Annotated in this window: 25 protein-coding genes; 15 read left to right on the plus strand and 10 right to left on the minus strand. The window is 59.8% G+C overall.

Annotated features, from left to right (window positions below; genetic code table 11):
* Window positions 1–124 precede the first annotated feature (124 nt).
* The 5 genes from AC3WN7_RS27360 to AC3WN7_RS27380 are packed head-to-tail and all read left to right on the plus strand — an operon-like array spanning window position 125 to window position 3,884.
* The gene (locus tag AC3WN7_RS27360; protein WP_102675716.1) at window positions 125–532 is read left to right on the plus strand and encodes a FagA protein; all 408 of its coding nucleotides are present in this window, start codon (window positions 125–127) and stop codon (window positions 530–532) included.
* Window positions 513–1,889: a class II fumarate hydratase gene (locus AC3WN7_RS27365; protein WP_095965897.1), complete on the plus strand. Its 1,377-nt coding sequence runs from the start codon at window positions 513–515 to the stop codon at window positions 1,887–1,889. Before AC3WN7_RS27360 ends, AC3WN7_RS27365 begins: the two co-directional genes overlap by 20 nt.
* A 27-nt stretch (window positions 1,890–1,916) precedes the next feature.
* Complete coding sequence (locus AC3WN7_RS27370; protein ID WP_095965896.1) at window positions 1,917–2,345, plus strand: DUF2753 family protein; 429 nt, start codon at window positions 1,917–1,919, stop codon at window positions 2,343–2,345.
* A gap of 2 nt (window positions 2,346–2,347) precedes the next feature.
* Window positions 2,348–2,959 (plus strand): superoxide dismutase, encoded by a 612-nt coding sequence (locus AC3WN7_RS27375; RefSeq protein WP_095965895.1) that lies wholly within the window; start codon window positions 2,348–2,350, stop codon window positions 2,957–2,959.
* A gap of 31 nt (window positions 2,960–2,990) precedes the next feature.
* Window positions 2,991–3,884: a ZIP family metal transporter gene (locus tag AC3WN7_RS27380; protein ID WP_102675715.1), complete on the plus strand. Its 894-nt coding sequence runs from the start codon at window positions 2,991–2,993 to the stop codon at window positions 3,882–3,884.
* Window positions 3,885–3,919: 35 nt separating this feature from the next.
* Here AC3WN7_RS27380 and AC3WN7_RS27385 read toward each other — a convergent pair whose 3' ends face one another.
* The 10 genes from AC3WN7_RS27385 to AC3WN7_RS27430 form a co-directional block, all read right to left on the minus strand.
* Window positions 3,920–4,195 (minus strand): HPr family phosphocarrier protein, encoded by a 276-nt coding sequence (locus AC3WN7_RS27385; protein ID WP_008018720.1) that lies wholly within the window; start codon window positions 4,193–4,195, stop codon window positions 3,920–3,922.
* A gap of 15 nt (window positions 4,196–4,210) precedes the next feature.
* Window positions 4,211–5,068 (minus strand): RNase adapter RapZ, encoded by an 858-nt coding sequence (gene rapZ / locus AC3WN7_RS27390; protein ID WP_095965893.1) that lies wholly within the window; start codon window positions 5,066–5,068, stop codon window positions 4,211–4,213.
* A 2-nt stretch (window positions 5,069–5,070) separates the two neighbouring features.
* On the minus strand, window positions 5,071–5,535 hold the full coding sequence (gene ptsN, locus AC3WN7_RS27395; protein WP_007970260.1) for a PTS IIA-like nitrogen regulatory protein PtsN: 465 nt from the start codon (window positions 5,533–5,535) through the stop codon (window positions 5,071–5,073).
* 12 nt (window positions 5,536–5,547) lie between these two features.
* Complete coding sequence (gene hpf, locus AC3WN7_RS27400) at window positions 5,548–5,856, minus strand: ribosome hibernation-promoting factor, HPF/YfiA family (RefSeq protein ID WP_007941242.1); 309 nt, start codon at window positions 5,854–5,856, stop codon at window positions 5,548–5,550.
* A 74-nt stretch (window positions 5,857–5,930) separates the two neighbouring features.
* Window positions 5,931–7,424 (minus strand): RNA polymerase factor sigma-54, encoded by a 1,494-nt coding sequence (locus tag AC3WN7_RS27405; protein WP_015093497.1) that lies wholly within the window; start codon window positions 7,422–7,424, stop codon window positions 5,931–5,933.
* A gap of 245 nt (window positions 7,425–7,669) precedes the next feature.
* Window positions 7,670–8,395 (minus strand): LPS export ABC transporter ATP-binding protein, encoded by a 726-nt coding sequence (gene lptB, locus AC3WN7_RS27410; protein ID WP_007970262.1) that lies wholly within the window; start codon window positions 8,393–8,395, stop codon window positions 7,670–7,672.
* A complete protein-coding gene (lptA, locus tag AC3WN7_RS27415; protein ID WP_095965892.1) occupies window positions 8,395–8,943 on the minus strand; it encodes a lipopolysaccharide transport periplasmic protein LptA in 549 nt (182 codons plus the stop codon). The genes lptB and lptA overlap by 1 nt, the downstream gene beginning before the upstream one ends.
* Window positions 8,930–9,502, minus strand: a complete 573-nt coding sequence (gene lptC / locus AC3WN7_RS27420) for an LPS export ABC transporter periplasmic protein LptC (protein ID WP_095965891.1) — start codon at window positions 9,500–9,502, stop codon at window positions 8,930–8,932. The genes lptA and lptC overlap by 14 nt, the downstream gene beginning before the upstream one ends.
* A gap of 7 nt (window positions 9,503–9,509) precedes the next feature.
* Complete coding sequence (locus AC3WN7_RS27425) at window positions 9,510–10,034, minus strand: KdsC family phosphatase (RefSeq protein ID WP_008046159.1); 525 nt, start codon at window positions 10,032–10,034, stop codon at window positions 9,510–9,512.
* Complete coding sequence (locus AC3WN7_RS27430; RefSeq protein ID WP_102675714.1) at window positions 10,034–11,008, minus strand: KpsF/GutQ family sugar-phosphate isomerase; 975 nt, start codon at window positions 11,006–11,008, stop codon at window positions 10,034–10,036. Before AC3WN7_RS27430 ends, AC3WN7_RS27425 begins: the two co-directional genes overlap by 1 nt.
* 275 nt (window positions 11,009–11,283) lie before the next feature.
* Here AC3WN7_RS27430 and AC3WN7_RS27435 point away from each other — a divergent pair, with 275 nt between their 5' ends.
* The 10 genes from AC3WN7_RS27435 (at window position 11,284) to hisC (ending at window position 19,231) form a co-directional block, all read left to right on the plus strand.
* Window positions 11,284–12,093: an ATP-binding cassette domain-containing protein gene (locus AC3WN7_RS27435; protein WP_095965889.1), complete on the plus strand. Its 810-nt coding sequence runs from the start codon at window positions 11,284–11,286 to the stop codon at window positions 12,091–12,093.
* Window positions 12,093–12,890 carry a lipid asymmetry maintenance ABC transporter permease subunit MlaE gene (gene mlaE / locus AC3WN7_RS27440; RefSeq protein ID WP_095965888.1) on the plus strand — a complete coding sequence of 266 codons (798 nt, stop codon included), beginning with the start codon at window positions 12,093–12,095 and terminating at the stop codon, window positions 12,888–12,890. Before AC3WN7_RS27435 ends, mlaE begins: the two co-directional genes overlap by 1 nt.
* Window positions 12,890–13,357, plus strand: coding sequence for an outer membrane lipid asymmetry maintenance protein MlaD (gene mlaD, locus AC3WN7_RS27445; protein ID WP_007970271.1), 468 nt, complete (start codon window positions 12,890–12,892; stop codon window positions 13,355–13,357). Before mlaE ends, mlaD begins: the two co-directional genes overlap by 1 nt.
* 11 nt (window positions 13,358–13,368) lie before the next feature.
* Entirely contained in the window at window positions 13,369–14,022 is a 654-nt protein-coding gene (locus AC3WN7_RS27450; RefSeq protein ID WP_095965887.1) for an MlaC/ttg2D family ABC transporter substrate-binding protein, read from the plus strand.
* Window positions 14,019–14,324 carry an STAS domain-containing protein gene (locus AC3WN7_RS27455; RefSeq protein ID WP_095965886.1) on the plus strand — a complete coding sequence of 102 codons (306 nt, stop codon included), beginning with the start codon at window positions 14,019–14,021 and terminating at the stop codon, window positions 14,322–14,324. The genes AC3WN7_RS27450 and AC3WN7_RS27455 overlap by 4 nt, the downstream gene beginning before the upstream one ends.
* A gap of 113 nt (window positions 14,325–14,437) precedes the next feature.
* Window positions 14,438–14,677, plus strand: coding sequence for a BolA family protein (locus AC3WN7_RS27460; RefSeq protein ID WP_007912386.1), 240 nt, complete (start codon window positions 14,438–14,440; stop codon window positions 14,675–14,677).
* Between the two features lie 22 nt (window positions 14,678–14,699).
* Complete coding sequence (murA, locus tag AC3WN7_RS27465; RefSeq protein ID WP_007970276.1) at window positions 14,700–15,965, plus strand: UDP-N-acetylglucosamine 1-carboxyvinyltransferase; 1,266 nt, start codon at window positions 14,700–14,702, stop codon at window positions 15,963–15,965.
* A gap of 124 nt (window positions 15,966–16,089) precedes the next feature.
* Window positions 16,090–16,725: an ATP phosphoribosyltransferase gene (hisG, locus tag AC3WN7_RS27470; protein WP_007970278.1), complete on the plus strand. Its 636-nt coding sequence runs from the start codon at window positions 16,090–16,092 to the stop codon at window positions 16,723–16,725.
* Window positions 16,726–16,850: 125 nt separating this feature from the next.
* On the plus strand, window positions 16,851–18,176 hold the full coding sequence (gene hisD / locus AC3WN7_RS27475; RefSeq protein ID WP_007970280.1) for a histidinol dehydrogenase: 1,326 nt from the start codon (window positions 16,851–16,853) through the stop codon (window positions 18,174–18,176).
* Window positions 18,177–18,178: 2 nt separating this feature from the next.
* Window positions 18,179–19,231 carry a histidinol-phosphate transaminase gene (gene hisC / locus AC3WN7_RS27480; RefSeq protein WP_102675713.1) on the plus strand — a complete coding sequence of 351 codons (1,053 nt, stop codon included), beginning with the start codon at window positions 18,179–18,181 and terminating at the stop codon, window positions 19,229–19,231.
* Window positions 19,232–19,311: the final 80 nt, after the last annotated feature.

Consider the following 19,311-nt stretch of genomic DNA (forward strand, 5'->3'; position numbering starts at 1 on the left):
GATGTTGACTGACACTCCCTCTTCGCGAGCAAGCCCGCTCCCACAGGGGTAACCTGTCTTCACGGCTTGTTTTGGTTCTCATTATCATATAATAATAAATCTCATTACCGAATAGGCCCGGATCATGAGTAGTGTCTTGCACGAGCTGCCTTACCTCGAAAGCTGGCGCTGGATGAGTCGCCAGATCCGTTGCGCGATGAATCCCGATGAGCCTCGCCTGATCGACCACTATCTGGCCGAAGGCCGGTATCTGGCGGCCTGCACGGCAACCTCACCCTGGACCGTCGCCGAAACTTCCTTCCGTTTGTTACTCGACACCGCCGCTGATGTCGCGCTGCCGTGGCATTGGCGCACTTACTGTCTTGACCAGGCCTGGCGCCCGCTGCGCGAACTGGAGCGCCTCTCTTTGTGCAAATGCCGCCTCAAGCGCTGGCAGAGCTACACCTGGCAACTCGCGACCTGTGAGTTGCAGCCCTCGATTCCTCTTACTGAACTGGTGCAAGGACTTTCTGATGAACAAGACACGTATTGAGCGCGACAGCATGGGCGAGCTTCAGGTCCCGGAAGACGCCCTCTACGGCGCACAGACTCAACGTGCGGTGGATAACTTCCCGATCAGCGGTAAGCCGATGCCCGTGCAGTTCATTCGCGCGCTGATCCTGGCCAAGGCCGCGGCGGCCCGCGCCAACATCGAGCTCAAGCAGATCGGCGAAGCCCAGGGCAAGGCCATTGTCGATGCGGCCCAAGGCCTGCTTGAAGGCGATTTCATGCAGCACTTTCCGGTGGATGTCTTCCAGACCGGTTCGGGCACCAGTTCCAACATGAACGCCAACGAAGTGATCGCCACGCTGGCCAGCCGCTTGCTCGGCGAGGCGGTGAACCCCAACGATCACGTCAACTGTGGCCAAAGCAGCAACGACATTATTCCGACCACTATCCACGTCAGTGCGGCGCTGGCGTTGCATGAGCAATTGTTGCCGGCGCTGACGCACCTGGTGCAGGTCATCGAGCGCAAGGCCGGACAGGTTCATCACCACGTCAAGACCGGGCGTACGCACCTGATGGACGCGATGCCGGTGCGCATGAGTCAGGTGCTCAACGGTTGGGCGCAACAGCTCAAGGACAACATCGGCCTGCTGCAAGGATTGCAGCCAAGCCTGCAATCCCTGGCACAGGGCGGCACGGCGGTGGGTACGGGCGTCAACGCCCACCCCGAGTTCGCGGCGCGCTTCAGCCAGCAGCTGAGCACATTGACCCGGGTTCAGTTCCAGCCGGGCAAGGACCTGTTCGCGCTCATTGGCTCTCAGGACACCGCCGTCGCGGTCTCCGGGCAACTGAAGGCGACTGCCGTGTCGCTGATGAAAATCGCCAACGACCTGCGCTGGATGAACTCCGGCCCGCTGGCCGGCCTTGGCGAGATCGAACTGGAAGCCTTGCAACCGGGCTCTTCGATCATGCCGGGCAAGGTCAATCCGGTCATTCCGGAGGCCACCGCGATGGTCGCGGCTCAGGTCATCGGCAACGACAGCGTGATCACCATTGCCGGTCAGTCGGGCAACTTCGAACTGAACGTGATGCTGCCGATCATCGCCCAGAACCTGCTGAACAGTATCGAGTTACTGGCCAATTCCAGCCGCCTGCTGGCGGACAAGGCGATTGCCAGCTTCAAGGTCAATGAGGGCCGGATCAAGGAAGCGCTGTCGCGCAACCCGATTCTGGTCACCGCGCTCAACCCGATCATCGGTTACCAGAAAGCTGCCGAGATTGCCAAGAAGGCCTATCAGCAAGGTCGGCCGGTGATTGACGTCGCGTTGGAACACACCGACCTGTCGCGCGGCCAGCTGGAAGAGTTGCTCAACCCGGAAAAACTCACCGCGGGCGGCGTTTAAGCCCCGCTGCCGCTTGGGAGGCGCACCATGGAGCACTGGAAACGCACGATCGAAAGAGCCAATCGCTTTTTCATGCAGGGTGAACTGGTCGATGCCCGCGAGGCGTATCTGCAGGCATTGGCCCTGGCCCAGGTGCTGTTCGAGCGCTGGGCGGATGCCGACGAAGCGGTGGCAGCTTGCGTGATCTCCCATCACAACCTGGCGGACCTGCACTTGCGCCTGAACCAGCCGGAGGAGAGCGCCGAATACCTGTGTGCCATCCACCAACGGCTGTTGCAGGCCATGCAGGACCCGCGACTACCACAAACATTGCGTGAAGCCGCGTTGCGCCAGAGCAGCAAGACCTACGTCGAGCTGCTGAATTTCATCAGTGAGCACGGCGAATATCCACGTACCCATCGACTGTTGCACATCGATGCCGCTTCGCCTGTACCTCATCATCATGGAGTCCATTGAACATGGCTTTTAGCTTGCCTGCCTTGCCCTACGCCTACGACGCCCTGGAACCGTACATCGATGCGCAGACCATGGAGATCCACTACACCAAACATCACCAGACCTACATCAACAACCTCAACGCGGCCGTCGAGGGCACCGAGTATGCCGAGTGGCCCGTGGAGAAGCTGGTGTCTGCCGTTCAGCAACTGCCGGAAAAACTGCGCACGGCGGTGATCAATCAGGGAGGCGGCCACGCCAACCATTCGTTGTTCTGGGACGTCATGACGCCCGGCGGCGGAGGGAAACCCGAAGGCGCGCTGGCCAAGGCTATCGATGAGCAATTGGGCGGACTCGACAGTTTCAAGGAAGCCTTCACCAAGGCTGCGTTGACCCGCTTCGGCAGTGGCTGGGCCTGGCTCAGCGTCACTGCGCAAAAGACCCTGGTAGTGGAAAGCAGCGGTAACCAGGACAGCCCGTTAATGAGCGGCAATACGCCGATTCTGGGCCTCGACGTCTGGGAGCATGCCTATTACCTGCGCTATCAGAACCGCCGTCCTGAATACATCAGCGCGTTCTACAACGTGATCAATTGGCCGCAAGTCGCTGCGCGCTATCAGGCCGCACTGGTTTAAGTCCTCCATAAAAATCATCCAGGGCTGGGCTATGGGCACTGAAACACTGGCGATTGGAAGTGGACGGCTGTTTCGTTACGCGTCTGGATCGCTGTTACTGCTGGCGGGCATGAGCCTATTGGTTGCCCATGGATTGGCATGGCTCGACCTTGAGCCGAGGTTGCTGCGCGCACTGCAGGGCGGTGCAATCTGCGCCCTGGGTACCGCGTTGGGCGCGGTACCGGTGTTGGTGATTCGGCGCATGCCGCAGGTGCTCAGCGACACTTTGCTTGGCTTTGGCGCTGGCGTGATGCTCGCGGCGACGGCATTTTCGCTGATCGTCCCGGGCATCTCTGCCGCCGAAGGGCTTGGACTGTCACCTTGGGCATCCAGTGGGCTGATCAGCTTCGGCATTATGCTCGGTGCGTTCGGGTTGTTCCTGGTGGATCGGAAGGTCTCCGGCGTCAGCCCGGACAGGCTGGTCGGTACCCTGGAGCGCCCGGTCATTGCTCCGCGCATCTGGCTGTTCGTGTTTGCCATCATCGCCCACAACATCCCGGAAGGCATGGCGGTCGGTGTTTCTGCCGGCGGCGGCATGCCTGAAGCCGACAGCCTGGCCATGGGCATTGCCTTGCAGGACGTGCCGGAAGGGTTGGTCATCGCCTTGGTACTGGCCGGGGCAGGGATGTCCCGGGTCAAGGCGTTCCTGATCGGTGCCGCATCAGGGTTGGTCGAACCGGTGTTCGCGCTGGTGTGCGCCTGGCTTGTGAGCCTGGCCGAGCTGCTGCTGCCTTTGGGGTTGGCGCTGGCGGCAGGGGCGATGTTGCTGGTGGTAACCCACGAAGTCATTCCCGAATCGCGCCGCAACGGTCATGACAAGCTTGCCAGCCTCGGGCTGCTGATGGGGTTCTGCTTGATGATGGTGATGGATACGGCGCTGGCCTGAAAAGATCGCAGGCTGCGATCTTTTGATTTTGATCTTTACTCGCCTTCGTCGAAGTAGTTATTGATCAGGGCTACCAGCGCGTCCATCGCTTCCTGTTCCTGCTCGCCTTCCGTGCTCAGATGAATTTTGGTGCCCTTACCGGCAGCGAGCATCATCATGGCCATGATGCTTTTGCCATCGACTGTGGATTCAGGTGTGCGTCCTACCCTGATCGTACAGTCCTTGAACTGGCCGGCGACTCCGACGAATTTTGCAGACGCTCGGGCATGCAGACCCAACTTGTTGATGATTTCGATTTCCAGAGCAGGCATCGCGATGTGAATCCTTTAGCTGAGGTCGCGGTGGCGAACCTGGACGTTCTTCAGGGATTTTTGCAGCGCCTGCCCCAGGCGCTCGGTCAGGTAGACGGAGCGGTGATGTCCGCCAGTGCAGCCAATGGCAATGGTGACGTAGGCGCGGTTGCTGGCGGCAAAACGAGGCAGCCACTTTAGCAGGTATGTGGAAATGTCCTGGAACATCTCTTCGACATCCGGTTGTGCCGCCAGGTAGTCGGCAACCGGTTGATCGAGTCCGGACTGCTCGCGCAATTCCGGTTTCCAGTAAGGGTTGGGCAGGCAACGCACATCGAACACCAGGTCGGCGTCCACCGGCATGCCACGCTTGAACCCGAAGGACTCCACCAGGAACGCAGTACCGGGTTCTGGCTGGTTCAACAGGCGCAGCTTGATGGTGTCGCGCAGTTGATAGAGGTTCAGGCTGGTGGTGTTGATCTTGAGATCGGCGAGGTCGGCAATCGGCCCGAGCAGGACGCTCTCGACGTTGATGGCTTCGGCCAGCGAGCGGTTGGCGTTGGTCAGGGGGTGACGCCGGCGGGTTTCCGAGAAGCGCTTGAGCAGGGTTTCTTCGTCGGCATCCAGGTACAGGACATCGCACTGGATGTGGCGGCTGCGGACTTCTTCGAGCAGTTCGGGGAAGCGTGACAGGTGGCTGGGCAGGTTGCGGGCGTCAATGGAAACGGCCACCAGCGGCTGCATCAGCTCGGTATGAATCAACGCTCGTTCGGCCAGTTCCGGCAGCAGGCCGGCAGGCAGATTGTCGATGCAGTAGTAGCCGTTGTCCTCAAGAACATTGAGGGCGGTGCTTTTACCCGAGCCGGAACGGCCACTGACGATGATCAAGCGCATGATTACTGACCGTTTTGCTCGTCCAGGACAACCTGATACAGGGCTTCGTTGCTTGCGGCATTACGCAGTTTTTCGCGAACGTCCTTGCGGTCAAGCATGCTGGCGATCTGTCGCAGCAGCTCAAGGTGCGCATCGGTAGCGGCTTGCGGGACCAGCAGAACGAACAGCAGGTCAACCGGCGCGCCGTCGATGGCGTCGAAATCGATTGGGGCGTCCAGGTGCATCAATGCACTGATGGGCGATACACACCCCTTGAGACGGCAGTGTGGAATAGCGATGCCGTTGCCAAAACCGGTGGAGCCGAGTTTTTCACGGGCAATCAGCGCCTCGAAGACATCTTGCATCTCCAGATCCGGCACTTCTTTGTGGATAAGGTTGGCAATTTGTTCGAGGGCTTTCTTTTTACTGCCGCCCGGCACGTTCACCAGGGAACGGCCGGGGGTCAGGATACTTTCAAGTCGGATCATGGGTTGGGAGTGTTAACGACCGGTTGCGCCCTGAAGGAGGCTCTGGGTCTTTTCCTTATGCTTTTTGAGTTGTTTATCCAGCTTGTCGGTGAGTGCATCGATCGCAGCGTACATATCGGTATGTTCCGCATTGGCGACCACTTCATTCCCGGGAATATGCAGCGTGGCTTCGATTTTCTGCTTCAGCTTCTCGACGGTCATCGTGACCTGCACGTTAGTGATCTTGTCGAAATGTCGCTCCAATCGTTCGAGTTTTTCGCCGATGTAGGTGCGAAGAGGTTCGGTCACTTCCAGTTGGTGTCCACTGATGTTGACTTGCATACAGCTTCTCCTTCGTTGCCAGTGCATAAAGCGGTAGATCAGATGATCTACCACTGGAACGCTGTGGCGTGGCTCTACATCAACCGCTTGCGTTCGCTCGAAGGCGCGATCCCGAGGGATTCGCGGTACTTGGCGACGGTGCGGCGAGCCACCTGAATGCCTTGTGCCTCCAGTAAACCAGCGATCTTGCTGTCACTCAACGGCTTTTTCTGATTTTCCGCGGCAACCAGCTTTTTGATGATCGCCCGGATCGCCGTGGACGAGCATTCGCCGCCTTCGGAGGTGCTTACGTGACTGGAAAAAAAGTATTTCAGTTCATAAATGCCCCGGGGGGTGTGCATGAACTTCTGGGTCGTTACCCGTGAAATCGTCGACTCATGCATGCCGACCGCTTCGGCGATGTCATGCAGGACCAGCGGCTTCATGGCTTCGTCGCCATATTCAAGGAACCCGCGCTGATGCTCCACGATCTGGGTGGCAACCTTCATCAGGGTTTCATTGCGGCTCTGCAGGCTCTTGATGAACCAGCGGGCCTCCTGCAACTGATTGCGCATGAACGTGTTGTCGGCGCTGGTATCGGCACGGCGCACAAAACCGGCGTACTGGGCGTTGACCCGCAGCCGTGGCACCGACTCCTGATTCAGCTCTACCAGCCAGCGCTCGTTGTCCTTGCGTACGATGACGTCAGGAACGACGTACTCGGCTTCGGTGGACTCGATTTGCGAGCCCGGGCGCGGGTTGAGGCTCTGGACCAGCTCTATGACCTGGCGCAGCTCATCTTCCTTGAGCTTCATGCGACGCATCAGCTGGCTGTAGTCGCGGCTGCCCAGCAGGTCGATGTAATCGGTGACAAGGCGCTTGGCTTCGGCCAGCCAAGGGGTCTTGGCGGGCAACTGGCGCAATTGCAGCAGCAGGCATTCGCCCAGATTGCGTGCGCCGATGCCGGCCGGCTCGAATTGCTGGATGCGGTGCAGGACGGCTTCGATTTCGTCCAGTTCGATGTCCAGTTCCGGATCGAAGGCTTCGAGGATTTCCTCGAGGGTTTCGTCCAGGTAGCCCTGATTGTTGATGCAGTCGATCAGGGTCACGGCGATCAGGCGATCGGTGTCGGACATCGGAGCCAGGTTCAGCTGCCACAGCAAGTGGCTTTGCAGGCTTTCACCGGCCGAGGTGCGGGTGGTGAAGTCCCACTCGTCATCGTCATTGCTGGGCAGGCTGCTGGCGCTGGTCTGGTAAACGTCTTCCCACGCGGTGTCGACGGGGAGTTCATTGGGGATGCGCTCGTTCCAGTCACCCTCATCGAGGTTGTCAACCGTCGGGGCGCTTTCCTGGTAGGAGGGTTCCTGGATATCGGTGTTGGGCTTTTGTTCGGCGTTGTCGGCCAAGGGGTCGGAATTGTCGAAGTCGTCGCCTTCTTCCTGGCGTTCGAGCATCGGATTGGACTCCAGGGCCTCCTGGATTTCCTGTTGCAGGTCCAGGGTCGACAATTGGAGCAGGCGGATGGCCTGTTGCAGCTGAGGTGTCATCGTCAGCTGCTGGCCCATTCTCAAGACTAGCGATGGTTTCATGGCAGGGGCTTAACACCTTATTCGCCGGCGCACATGCGCCATCCACTACAGGGCGCCGGGGCGCCAAACATAAGCAAATTATATGCCTGAAACTGAAGGATTTGCCTAGAGCGCTGTAACAATAAAAAACTATAAATTTGTGTTGCGGTGCTGCCCATGTTGGGGGCTGAACGCGCAGGTTCGCATCGGGCACCGAAGAATCGCGAGACCGGTGCCCGGGCGCCTGCCTGGGCACAGCTCAGCGTTTACAGGCGGAACTCATGGCCCAGGTACACTTCCTTCACCAGGTCGTTGGCCAGGATAGTCTCTGCGTCACCTTCGGCAATCAGTTGGCCGTCATTGACGATATAGGCGGTTTCACAGATATCCAGGGTTTCACGAACGTTGTGGTCCGTGATCAGCACGCCAATGCCTTTGGCCTTGAGGTGGTAAATGATCTGTTTGATGTCGCCGACCGAAATCGGGTCCACGCCGGCGAACGGTTCATCGAGGAGGATGAATTTCGGGTTGGTGGCCAGGGCGCGGGCGATTTCCACGCGGCGGCGCTCACCACCGGACAGACTCATGCCGAGGTTGTCGCGGATGTGGCTGATGTGGAACTCCTGCAGCAGGCTTTCCAGCTCCTTGCGACGACCGGCCTTGTCGAGCTCCTTGCGGGTCTCGAGGATGGCCATGATGTTGTCGGCCACCGACAGTTTGCGGAAGATCGATGCTTCTTGCGGCAAATAGCCGATACCGGCTTTTGCACGGCCGTGCATCGGCTGGTGGCTGACGTCCAGGTCATCGATCAGAACGCGGCCCTGGTCGGCTTGCACCAGGCCCACGATCATGTAGAAGCAGGTGGTCTTGCCGGCGCCGTTCGGGCCAAGCAGGCCGACGATCTGACCGCTGTCGATGGACAGGCTGACATCACGCACGACCTGGCGGCTCTTGTAGCTCTTGGCCAGATGCTGAGCTTTCAGAGTTGCCATTACTGGGCCTTATTCTCGTCGGTTTTCTTCTTCGGCTGGATCACCATGTCGATGCGCGGACGCGACTCGGTCACCTTGCTGCCGGTGGCGCGCCCGGCGCTGGCCAGCTTTTTCTCGGTGTCGTAGACGATTTTCTCGCCTTGGGTGACGTTGTTGTCCTTGTCGACAACCTTGGCCTTGTCGATCAACACGACGCGATTTTGCGTGGCGTGATACTGGATCGTCACGCCCCAACCCTGAACAGGCTTGGTATCGCCAGCCGTTTGCAGTTGCTCGAAGTACGCCAGGTTGCCCACCGAGGTCACTACGTCAATGTCGCCAGTCGGGGTGCGGGTGATGGTAACGGTGTTGCCTGTCACCTTCATCGAACCTTGGGTGATGATCACGTCACCCTTATAGGTGGCAATACCTTGCTTGTCGTCCAGTTGGGCGTCGTCGGCTTGAATGCGGATAGGCTGCTCTTGATCGTTCGGCAGAGCCCAGGCACTCACGCTTCCCAGTGCTGCGCCCAGACTGAGCAAAATCGGGAGGGTTTTAACGAGCCTCATACTGTCCTCTTACGTTCGATAGCAGGTGTATCCTGCTTTCTTTCAAATACGCTTTCATTCCCTTGCCAGTCGATACACCGCCAGCGCCGTCGATTCTAACGTCTTGCTCGGTCTGCGCATATTGCTGCTGCGGGAACACGGTCATGCGGGTGCTGGTGATCAGGGTCTTGCGGTTTTTCTCATCGAAGCGCGTGATGCGCACGTCATCGATCAGCTCGACCTGTGTGCCGTCAGGGTTGACCTCGCCGCGCAGGCTCTGGACGTGCCACGGGTACTCAGTGCCGCGGAACACGTTCAGGTCGGGGTTGGTCAGCAGTGTCACCTCGGTCGCCTTCAGGTGCTCGACCTTGTCGGACACCAGATCATATTGCAGCTTGCCGTCCGGCAGGTACTGCACGCTGTGGGCGTTGATGGCGTAATAGTCGATCGCGCTTTCATCGACCGGCGTTACCGGCTTGTCGAGGAAGCGTTCCGGGCTGATGTTCCAGTAGCCAACCGCGACGAATATCGCCGCGATGCAACTGAATATCAGGGTGTTGCGAAACTTTTTGCTCAGCATATCGGGCTCACAGGTACGCCGCATTGGCCGCATCGAGGCGGTCCTGGGCGCGCAGGATCAATTCGCAGAACTCGCGAGCGGCACCTTCGCCGCCACGGGCGAGGGTGATGCCGTGAGCATGTTCGCGCACGAAACCGGCGGCATTGGCCACCGCCATGCCCAGGCCGACGCGGCGAATCACCGGCAGGTCCGGCAGGTCGTCGCCGAGGTAGGCCACCTGTTCGTAGCTCAAATTCAGTTGGGCCAGCAGTTCGTCGAGTACCACCAGTTTGTCTTCGCGGCCCTGATACAGGTGCGGGATGCCGAGATTTTTGGCTCGCCGCTCGACCACCGGGGTCTTGCGGCCACTGATGATCGCGGTTTGCACTCCGGCGGCCATCAGCATCTTGATGCCCTGGCCGTCGAGCGTGTTGAACGTCTTGAACTCGCTGCCGTCTTCGAGGAAGTACAGGCGTCCATCGGTCAGCACGCCGTCGACATCAAACACCGCCAGTTTGATCTGTTTGCCGCGTTGCAGCAGGTCCGCACTCATTACATTACTCCTGCACGCAGCAAGTCGTGCATGTTCAAGGCGCCGACCGGACGGTCTTCGCTGTCGACCACGACCAGCGCGCTGATTTTATGGTCTTCCATGATTTTCAGCGCTTCGGCGGCCAGCATTTCGGCGCGGGCGGTCTTGCCATGGGCCGTCATGACCTGGTCGATGATAGCGCTGTGGATGTCGATGCTGCGGTCCAGTGTGCGGCGCAAATCACCATCGGTGAAGATTCCGGCCAGCTTGCCGTCGGCCTCGAGGATGACGGTCATGCCCAGGCCCTTGCGGGTCATTTCCATCAAGGCATCCTTGAGCAGGGTGCCGCGCCGGACCTGCGGCAGTTCCTGGCCGGCGTGCATGACATTTTCCACTTTCAGCAGCAGGCGTCGGCCCAGGGCGCCGCCGGGATGGGAAAAGGCGAAGTCTTCGGCGGTGAAGCCACGGGCTTCCAGCAGCGCGACCGCCAGGGCGTCGCCCATGACCAGGGCGGCGGTGGTCGACGAGGTGGGTGCCAGGTTCAGCGGGCAGGCTTCGTGTTCGACGTGAACATTCAGGTTGACCTCGGCGGCCTTGGCCAGCGGCGAATCAGGGTTGCCGGTCACGCTGATCAACTGTATGCCCAGGCGCTTGATCAGTGGCAGCAGGGTGACGATTTCATTGGTGGAGCCGGAATTCGAGAGCGCCAGAATGATGTCGTCGCGGGTAATCATGCCCATGTCACCATGGCTGGCTTCCGCCGGGTGCACAAAAAATGCCGTGGTGCCGGTGCTGGCCAGGGTTGCGGCGATCTTGTTGCCGACGTGCCCCGACTTGCCCATGCCGACCACGACCACGCGGCCTTTGCTGGCCAGAATCATCTCGCAAGCGCGTACGAAATCTGCGTCGATATGGGGTAGCAGGCCTTGCACGGCTTCTACTTCGAGGCGGATGGTGCGTTGTGCTGATTGAATCAGGTCGCTGGATTGGCTCATGTCAGAAATCGTATAGCCTGATGAAAAGGCGGCGATTATAGCGGTTATGATCGAATCCCTCACGCAAGTTCGTCGCGCATTGTCATTCCTTGCTACCGGAAACCCTCTAGACGGGGCTTTGAACCACTCCTGCAGTTGCACATGACTCGGCTTTGGTCTTGGGCGTGCAGCCTTTGCAGTGATATAGTTCGCCGCCAGTTCGGCCTGCAGGGAGGCATGTGCTTTCGTCTGAAAGCCAGGCGTCCGAGTGAGAGGCTGCATCGCAAGGAGTTTAGATGAGTGCCGATAACGCCTACGCGGTCGAGCTGAAGGGACTGTCCTTCAAGCGCGGAACGCGCAGCATTTTCAATAATGTCGATATCCGTATCCCGCGAGGCAAGGTCACCGGCATCATGGGGCCTTCCGGGTGCGGCAAGACCACGCTTTTGCGTCTGATGGGGGCCCAGTTGCGGCCTACCAGGGGCGAAGTATGGGTCAACGGTCAGAACCTGCCGAAACTGTCGCGCAGCGACCTGTTCGATGCGCGCAAGCATATGGGTGTGCTGTTTCAGAGTGGCGCGCTGTTTACCGACCTCGATGTCTTCGAGAATGTCGCGTTTCCGCTGCGGGTTCACACGCAACTGCCGGAAGAAATGATCCGCGACATCGTCCTGCTTAAATTGCAGGCCGTGGGTTTGCGCGGTGCCATCGAATTGATGCCCGACGAGCTTTCCGGCGGCATGAAGCGCCGGGTCGCGCTGGCCCGGGCGATTGCGCTCGATCCACAGATTCTCATGTACGACGAACCCTTTGTCGGCCAGGACCCCATCGCCATGGGCGTTCTGGTGCGTCTGATTCGCTTGCTCAACGATGCGCTGGGCATCACCAGCATCGTGGTTTCCCACGACCTGGCCGAGACCGCGAGTATTGCCGATTACATTTATGTGGTGGGCGATGGTCAGGTGTTGGGGCAGGGGACCCCGGACGAATTGATGAACTCGGATGAACCGCGCATTCGTCAGTTCATGACCGGCGAACCCGATGGCCCGGTTCCGTACCACTTTCCAGCGACGGATTACCGCGCAGATATTCTGGGGAAGCGCTGATGCGCAGAATTTCATTGATAGAGCGCGTTCGCCGCTTCGGTCAGGCCGGCATCGATGTGCTGGCGGTGTTCGGACGTTCGGCCTTGTTCCTGTTTCATGCCTTGCTTGGCCGCGGTGGTATCGGTGGCGGCTTCGGGCTGCTGGTCAAGCAGCTGCATTCGGTGGGCGTGATGTCCCTGGTGATCATCGTGGTCTCCGGGGTGTTCATCGGCATGGTGCTGGCGCTGCAGGGCTTCAACATCCTTTCCAGCTACGGTTCGGAGCAGGCTGTCGGGCAGATGGTTGCACTGACGTTGCTGAGAGAGCTGGGGCCGGTGGTGACCGCCTTGCTGTTCGCCGGGCGCGCAGGTTCCGCGTTGACCGCGGAAATCGGCAACATGAAGTCCACCGAGCAGTTGTCCAGCCTGGAAATGATCGGGGTTGACCCGCTCAAGTACATCATCGCACCACGTTTGTGGGCCGGCTTCATTTCCCTGCCGGTGCTGGCGATGATTTTCAGCGTGGTGGGCATCTGGGGCGGCTCGTGGGTCGCTGTCGACTGGCTGGGGGTCTATGAAGGTTCCTACTGGTCGAACATGCAGAACAGCGTGACGTTCACTGAAGATGTGCTCAACGGGATCATCAAAAGTATCGTCTTTGCCTTTGTCGTGACCTGGATCGCCGTATTCCAAGGCTATGACTGCGAACCCACTTCCGAGGGGATCAGTCGTGCCACTACCAAGACCGTTGTCTATGCCTCGTTGGCAGTGCTCGGCCTGGACTTTATTCTGACCGCCTTGATGTTTGGAGATTTCTGATGCAAAACCGCACCCTGGAAATCGGTGTCGGCCTTTTCTTGCTGGCTGGCATCCTGGCTTTGCTCTTGTTGGCGTTGCGGGTCAGTGGCCTGTCCCCGACTCCGAGCACCGACACGTATAAACTTTACGCCTACTTCGACAATATCGCCGGTTTGACTGTCAGAGCAAAGGTGACCATGGCCGGTGTGACCATCGGCAAGGTCACGGCCATCGATCTGGATCGCGACAGCTTTACCGGTCGGGTGACCATGCAGCTGGAGAAACGCATCGATAATCTGCCGGCGGACTCCACTGCGTCTATCCTGACCGCAGGACTGTTGGGCGAGAAGTACATCGGTATCAGCGTGGGCGGGGAAGACACCCTGCTCAAGGATGGTGGAACCATCCATGACACGCAGTCATCGCTGGTGCTCGAGGACCTGATCGGTAAATTCCTGCTCAATACCGTTAGCAAAGAAGCTAAATGAGGAACTGTTAAATGATCTCTACCTTGCGACGTGGCCTGTTGGTAATGCTCGCGGTGTTTCCGTTGGTGTCCCACGCCGTAGCGGCACCTTCGGCGCACGATCTGGTGCAGGACACAACCAACCGTATGCTCGCGGACCTGGCGGCAAACAAAGAGAAGTACAAGAAGGATCCGCAAGACTTTTATGCGGCGCTGAACACCATCGTCGGACCGGTCGTGGATGCCGAGGGTATTTCCAAGAGCATCATGACGGTCAAGTACTCGCGTAAAGCTACGCCTGCGCAGATGAAGACCTTCGAAGAAAACTTCAAGAGGGGCCTGTTCCAGTTCTATGGCAATGCCTTGCTGGAGTACAACAACCAGGGCATCACCGTTGAACCGGCCAAGGACGAATCGGGCGACCGTACCAGCGTTGGCATGACTGTCAAAGGCAGCAGCGGCTCGATCTATCCAGTGTCCTACACGCTGGAAAAGATCAACGGCGAGTGGAAACTGCGTAACGTCATCATCAACGGCATCAACATCGGCAAGCTGTTCCGCGATCAGTTCGCCGATGCAATGCAGCGCAATGGCAACGACCTGGACAAGACCATCAATAGTTGGGCCGGGGAAGTCGCCAAGGCCAAGGAAGCCACCGACAAGAAGCCAGAGCAGTCAGCCCAATGAGTGAGTCGGCAGTCCAGATGGACGAAGCGGGTGAGCTGCGACTCAGTGGCGTGCTGGATTACCGCAGCGGCCCAGGCCTGCGTGAGCAAGGTAAGGCGCTGATCAACGCCAGCAAGGCTGCGGCGCTGGTGGTCGATTGTTCGGCGGTGACCAAGTCCAGCAGTGTCGGTTTGTCATTGTTGTTGTGCTTCATCCGCGATGCTCAGGCGGCCGGCAAGGCGTTGAGCATCCGTGGAATGCCGGAAGACATGCGTGAAATCGCTCAGGTCAGCGAGCTGACCGAGCTGTTGGCGCATCCCTAACCGCATCTATAAAGAAGCCCCCCGTCAGAGTCCTGCTTCGCGGGGTTCGCAGGCGCGGGGCTTTTTTGTATGATGTCCGACCCGCGCGCACAGGGCGCCGATTGAGGTTGAGCATGCAGGCCGTAGAAGTAAAGAGCTTCCTTGAAGGAAAGCTGCCCGGAACGTTGGTAGAAGTCGAGGGCGAAGGCTGCAATTTCCAGCTGAATGTGATTAGCGATGAACTGGCGGCGTTGAGCCCGGTGAAGCGTCAGCAGCAGATCTATGCCCATTTGAACCCATGGATCACCGATGGCAGCATCCATGCGGTCACAATGAAATTTTTCAGCAGCGCGGCCTGGGCCGAGCGCACCTGAGCCCAAGGGCGTCGAGATTCTTATGGATAAATTGATTATTACTGGCGGTGCTCGTCTTGACGGCGAAATCCGCATCTCCGGGGCAAAGAACTCTGCCCTGCCGATCCTTGCTGCCACGCTGCTGTGTGATGGTCCGGTGACCGTTGCCAACCTGCCGCACCTGCACGACATCACCACCATGATCGAACTGTTCGGTCGTATGGGGATCGAGCCGGTGATCGACGAAAAACTCGCCGTCGAAATCGACCCGCGCACCATAAAGACCCTGGTCGCACCGTACGAACTGGTTAAAACCATGCGTGCGTCGATCCTGGTACTGGGCCCGATGGTTGCCCGTTTCGGCGAGGCCGAAGTCGCGCTGCCTGGCGGTTGCGCCATCGGTTCGCGTCCGGTTGACCTGCACATCCGTGGCCTGGAAGCCATGGGCGCGGTCATCGACGTCGAAGGCGGCTACATCAAGGCCAAGGCGCCTGAGGGCGGCTTGCGCGGTGCGCACTTCTTCTTCGATACCGTCAGTGTGACCGGTACCGAAAACATCATGATGGCCGCTGCACTGGCCAAGGGTCGTAGCGTTCTGGCCAACGCCGCGCGCGAACCGGAAGTGGTCGACCTGGCGAACTTCCTGAACGCCATGGGCGCCAAGGTTTCCGGCGCCGGCACCGACACCATCACCATCGATGGCGTCGAGCGTCTGCACACCACCACTTACAAAGTGATGCCCGACCGTATCGAAACCGGCACCTATCTGGTGGCGGCGGCTGTGACCGGTGGTCGCGTGAAGGTCAAGGACACGGATCCGACCATCCTCGAAGCCGTTCTGGAAAAACTCCGGGAGTCCGGTGCAGAAATCACCTGCGGCGAAGACTGGATCGAGCTGAACATGCACGGCAAGCGTCCGAAAGCCGTCAACGTGCGGACCGCTCCGTACCCGGCGTTCCCGACCGACATGCAAGCGCAGTTCATCTCCCTCAACGCCATCGCCGAAGGCACGGGTGCTGTGATCGAGACGATCTTCGAAAATCGCTTCATGCACGTCTACGAACTGCACCGCATGGGCGCCAAGATCCAGGTCGAGGGCAACACCGCGATCGTCACCGGCACCGAGAAACTCAAGGGCGCGCCAGTGATGGCGACTGACCTGCGTGCTTCGGCCAGCCTGGTGATCTCGGCCCTGGTCGCCGAGGGCGACACCCTGATCGACCGCATCTACCACATAGACCGTGGCTACGAGTGCATCGAGGAAAAACTGCAGATGCTGGGCGCCAAGATCCGTCGCGTTCCGGGCTAGTACTGCTGCAAGGGCATAAGGACATGCCCGTTGATTTGTTGAAGTCGAGCCGTTTTCGGCTCGATGTGTGTCCGGCGCCATTTGCGACCGGGCATGAGTACCTTGATAAGGACTGACGTTTCCCATGTTGACCATCGCACTGTCCAAGGGCCGCATCCTTGACGATACCTTGCCGCTTCTGGCTGAAGCGGGCATCGTGCCGACCGAGAATCCGGACAAGAGCCGCAAGCTGATCATCCCCACGACCCAGGACGATGTCCGTCTGCTGATCGTGCGTGCCACCGATGTGCCGACCTATGTCGAACATGGTGCTGCCGACCTCGGCGTCGCCGGTAAAGATGTGCTGATGGAATACGGCGGCCAGGGCCTGTACGAGCCGCTGGACCTGCAAATTGCCCAGTGCAAGCTGATGACCGCCGGTAAAGTCGGTGCAGTCGAGCCCAAGGGCCGTCTGCGCATCGCCACCAAGTTCGTCAATGTTGCCAAGCGCTACTACGCCGAACAGGGTCGTCAGGTCGATATCATCAAGCTCTACGGTTCGATGGAACTGGCGCCGCTGATCGGTCTGGCGGACAAGATCATCGACGTGGTCGACACCGGTAACACGCTACGGGCCAACGGCCTGGAGCCACAGGATTTCATCGCGGCCATCAGCTCCCGCCTGATCGTCAACAAGGCTTCGATGAAAATGCAGCACGCCCGTATCCAGGCGTTGATCGACACCCTGCGCAAGGCAGTGGAGTCTCGACACCGCGGCTGATTCACCTGCGCGACCGCAAGGCGCGCCGTCTATCCGCCTCATAGCCAGAATTCTCAGGTGCCCAAGCGGATCGAATGTTAGCTTCGGGCGCCTGAGTTTTTTGCCATTCCTATGAGGCTCTCGCTATGACCGCACTGACTGCAATTCGCCGACTCAACGCTGCTGACCCGGATTTCGCGCATCATCTGGATCATCTGCTGAGCTGGGAAAGTGTGTCTGACGACTCGGTCAATCAGCGGGTGCTGGACATCATCAAGGCCGTGCGCGAACGCGGTGACGCGGCGCTGGTGGACTTCACCCGTCAGTTCGACGGCCTGGACGTGAAGTCCATGGCCGACCTGATCCTGCCGCGCGAGCGTCTGGAGTTGGCACTGACCCGCATCTCCGTGGCCCAGCGCGAAGCACTGGAAGTCGCCGCAGCCCGCGTGCGCAGCTACCACGAGAAGCAGAAGCAGGACTCCTGGAGTTACACCGAGGCGGACGGCACCGTACTGGGCCAGAAAGTCACGCCGCTGGATCGTGCCGGTCTGTATGTGCCGGGCGGCAAGGCGTCGTACCCGTCGTCTGTGCTGATGAACGCGATTCCGGCCAAGGTGGCCGGCGTTACCGAAGTGGTCATGGTCGTACCGACCCCGCGCGGTGAAATCAACGAGCTTGTGCTGGCTGCGGCCTGCATCGCCGGTGTCGACCGCGTGTTCACCATCGGTGGCGCCCAGGCCGTTGCGGCGCTGGCTTACGGCACCGAAAGCGTGCCGAAGGTCGACAAGGTCGTCGGCCCGGGCAACATCTATGTGGCTACCGCCAAGCGCCACGTGTTTGGCCAGGTCGGCATCGACATGATCGCCGGCCCTTCGGAAATCCTCGTGGTGTGCGACGGCCAGACCGATCCGGACTGGATCGCCATGGACCTGTTCTCCCAGGCCGAGCACGACGAAGACGCCCAGGCCATTCTGGTCAGCCCCGACGCCGGGTTCCTCGACAAGGTCGCCGCCAGCATCGCCAAGTTGATGCCGACCATGGAGCGTGCCGCAATCATCGAAACTTCGATCAATGGCCGTGGTGCACTGATCAAGGTTCGCGACATGGAACAGGCCATCGAAGTGGCCAACCGCATCGCGCCGGAGCACCTCGAGTTGTCCGTTGCCGATCCGCAAGCCTGGTTGCCACAGATCCGCCACGCCGGCGCGATCTTCATGGGCCGTCACACCTCCGAGGCCCTGGGCGACTACTGCGCAGGCCCGAACCACGTGTTGCCGACCTCCGGCACTGCACGGTTCTCTTCGCCGCTGGGCGTGTATGACTTCCAGAAACGTTCATCGATCATCTTCTGTTCCGAGCAGGGCGCATCGGAACTGGGCAAGACCGCATCCGTGCTGGCCCGTGGCGAGTCGCTGACCGCGCACGCGCGTAGCGCCGAATACCGCATCGTTGACGACAAGCAGGTGAAATGAAGATGAGTAGATTCTGGAGCCCGTTCGTCAAGAACCTGGTGCCATACGTGCCGGGCGAGCAGCCGAAACTGGCAAAGCTGGTGAAGCTCAACACCAACGAAAACCCGTACGGTCCATCGCCCATGGCCTTGGCCGCGATGCAGACCGAACTGAACGACAACCTGCGCCTGTACCCGGACCCGAACAGCGACCTGCTGAAGAACGCGGTCGCCAGGTACTACGGCGTGCAAGGCAATCAGGTGTTCCTCGGCAACGGTTCCGACGAAGTCCTGGCGCACATCTTCCACGGTTTGCTGCAGCACGATCAGCCGCTGCTGTTCCCGGACATCAGCTACAGCTTCTATCCGGTCTACTGCGGACTGTATGGCATCAACTTCGACGCGGTGCCGCTGGACGAGCAATTCCGGATCAACCCGGCGGACTACGCCAGGCCGAACGGCGGGATCATCTTCCCCAACCCGAACGCACCGACCGGCTGCCTGCTGGCGCTGGAAGCGGTGGAGCAGATTCTCAAGGCCAGCCCGGATTCGGTGGTCGTGGTGGACGAGGCCTACATCGACTTCGGCGGCGAGACGGCAATCACTCTGGTCGATCGTTATCCCAACCTGCTGGTGACCCAGACACTGTCCAAGTCCCGCTCCCTGGCCGGTCTGCGGGTTGGCCTGGCGGTGGGGCATCCGGACCTGATCGAGGCGCTGGAGCGGATCAAGAACAGCTTTAACTCCTATCCGCTGGATCGCATGGCGAATGTCGGCGCCGCTGCCGCGTTCGAGGATCGCGAGTATTTCGACAAGACCTGCCGGTTGGTGATCGAGAATCGCGAGAAGGTCGTTGGGCAATTACAGGCCAAGGGATTTGAAGTGCTGCCGTCAGCAGCGAACTTCATTTTCGCCCGCCACCCCCGGCACGATGCGGCGGGGTTGGCGGCGAAGTTGCGTGAGCAGGGCGTGATCGTCCGGCACTTCAAGCAGGAGCGGATTGCCCAGTTCCTGCGGATCTCCATCGGCACGCCAGAGCAGAACCAAGCGCTGATCGACGGCCTGGGCGACCTCTAAACCGCCGCCAACCCTGTGGGAGCGGGCTTGCTCGCGAAGGCGGTGTGTCAGTTAACTTCTGCGTCGACTGACACACCGCC

Source organism: Pseudomonas sp. FW305-70 (assembly GCF_058783925.1).

Coding starts and splice junctions, on each gene's coding strand:
- AC3WN7_RS27360 (WP_102675716.1), top strand. CDS start 125: ATGAGTAGTGTCTTGCACGAGCTGCCTTACCTCGAAAGCTGGCGCTGG.
- AC3WN7_RS27365 (WP_095965897.1), top strand. CDS start 513: ATGAACAAGACACGTATTGAGCGCGACAGCATGGGCGAGCTTCAGGTC.
- AC3WN7_RS27370 (WP_095965896.1), top strand. CDS start 1,917: ATGGAGCACTGGAAACGCACGATCGAAAGAGCCAATCGCTTTTTCATG.
- AC3WN7_RS27375 (WP_095965895.1), top strand. CDS start 2,348: ATGGCTTTTAGCTTGCCTGCCTTGCCCTACGCCTACGACGCCCTGGAA.
- AC3WN7_RS27380 (WP_102675715.1), top strand. CDS start 2,991: ATGGGCACTGAAACACTGGCGATTGGAAGTGGACGGCTGTTTCGTTAC.
- AC3WN7_RS27385 (WP_008018720.1), bottom strand. CDS start 4,195: ATGCCTGCTCTGGAAATCGAAATCATCAACAAGTTGGGTCTGCATGCC.
- rapZ (WP_095965893.1), bottom strand. CDS start 5,068: ATGCGCTTGATCATCGTCAGTGGCCGTTCCGGCTCGGGTAAAAGCACC.
- ptsN (WP_007970260.1), bottom strand. CDS start 5,535: ATGATCCGACTTGAAAGTATCCTGACCCCCGGCCGTTCCCTGGTGAAC.
- hpf (WP_007941242.1), bottom strand. CDS start 5,856: ATGCAAGTCAACATCAGTGGACACCAACTGGAAGTGACCGAACCTCTT.
- AC3WN7_RS27405 (WP_015093497.1), bottom strand. CDS start 7,424: ATGAAACCATCGCTAGTCTTGAGAATGGGCCAGCAGCTGACGATGACA.
- lptB (WP_007970262.1), bottom strand. CDS start 8,395: ATGGCAACTCTGAAAGCTCAGCATCTGGCCAAGAGCTACAAGAGCCGC.
- lptA (WP_095965892.1), bottom strand. CDS start 8,943: ATGAGGCTCGTTAAAACCCTCCCGATTTTGCTCAGTCTGGGCGCAGCA.
- lptC (WP_095965891.1), bottom strand. CDS start 9,502: ATGCTGAGCAAAAAGTTTCGCAACACCCTGATATTCAGTTGCATCGCG.
- AC3WN7_RS27425 (WP_008046159.1), bottom strand. CDS start 10,034: ATGAGTGCGGACCTGCTGCAACGCGGCAAACAGATCAAACTGGCGGTG.
- AC3WN7_RS27430 (WP_102675714.1), bottom strand. CDS start 11,008: ATGAGCCAATCCAGCGACCTGATTCAATCAGCACAACGCACCATCCGC.
- AC3WN7_RS27435 (WP_095965889.1), top strand. CDS start 11,284: ATGAGTGCCGATAACGCCTACGCGGTCGAGCTGAAGGGACTGTCCTTC.
- mlaE (WP_095965888.1), top strand. CDS start 12,093: ATGCGCAGAATTTCATTGATAGAGCGCGTTCGCCGCTTCGGTCAGGCC.
- mlaD (WP_007970271.1), top strand. CDS start 12,890: ATGCAAAACCGCACCCTGGAAATCGGTGTCGGCCTTTTCTTGCTGGCT.
- AC3WN7_RS27450 (WP_095965887.1), top strand. CDS start 13,369: ATGATCTCTACCTTGCGACGTGGCCTGTTGGTAATGCTCGCGGTGTTT.
- AC3WN7_RS27455 (WP_095965886.1), top strand. CDS start 14,019: ATGAGTGAGTCGGCAGTCCAGATGGACGAAGCGGGTGAGCTGCGACTC.
- AC3WN7_RS27460 (WP_007912386.1), top strand. CDS start 14,438: ATGCAGGCCGTAGAAGTAAAGAGCTTCCTTGAAGGAAAGCTGCCCGGA.
- murA (WP_007970276.1), top strand. CDS start 14,700: ATGGATAAATTGATTATTACTGGCGGTGCTCGTCTTGACGGCGAAATC.
- hisG (WP_007970278.1), top strand. CDS start 16,090: ATGTTGACCATCGCACTGTCCAAGGGCCGCATCCTTGACGATACCTTG.
- hisD (WP_007970280.1), top strand. CDS start 16,851: ATGACCGCACTGACTGCAATTCGCCGACTCAACGCTGCTGACCCGGAT.
- hisC (WP_102675713.1), top strand. CDS start 18,179: ATGAGTAGATTCTGGAGCCCGTTCGTCAAGAACCTGGTGCCATACGTG.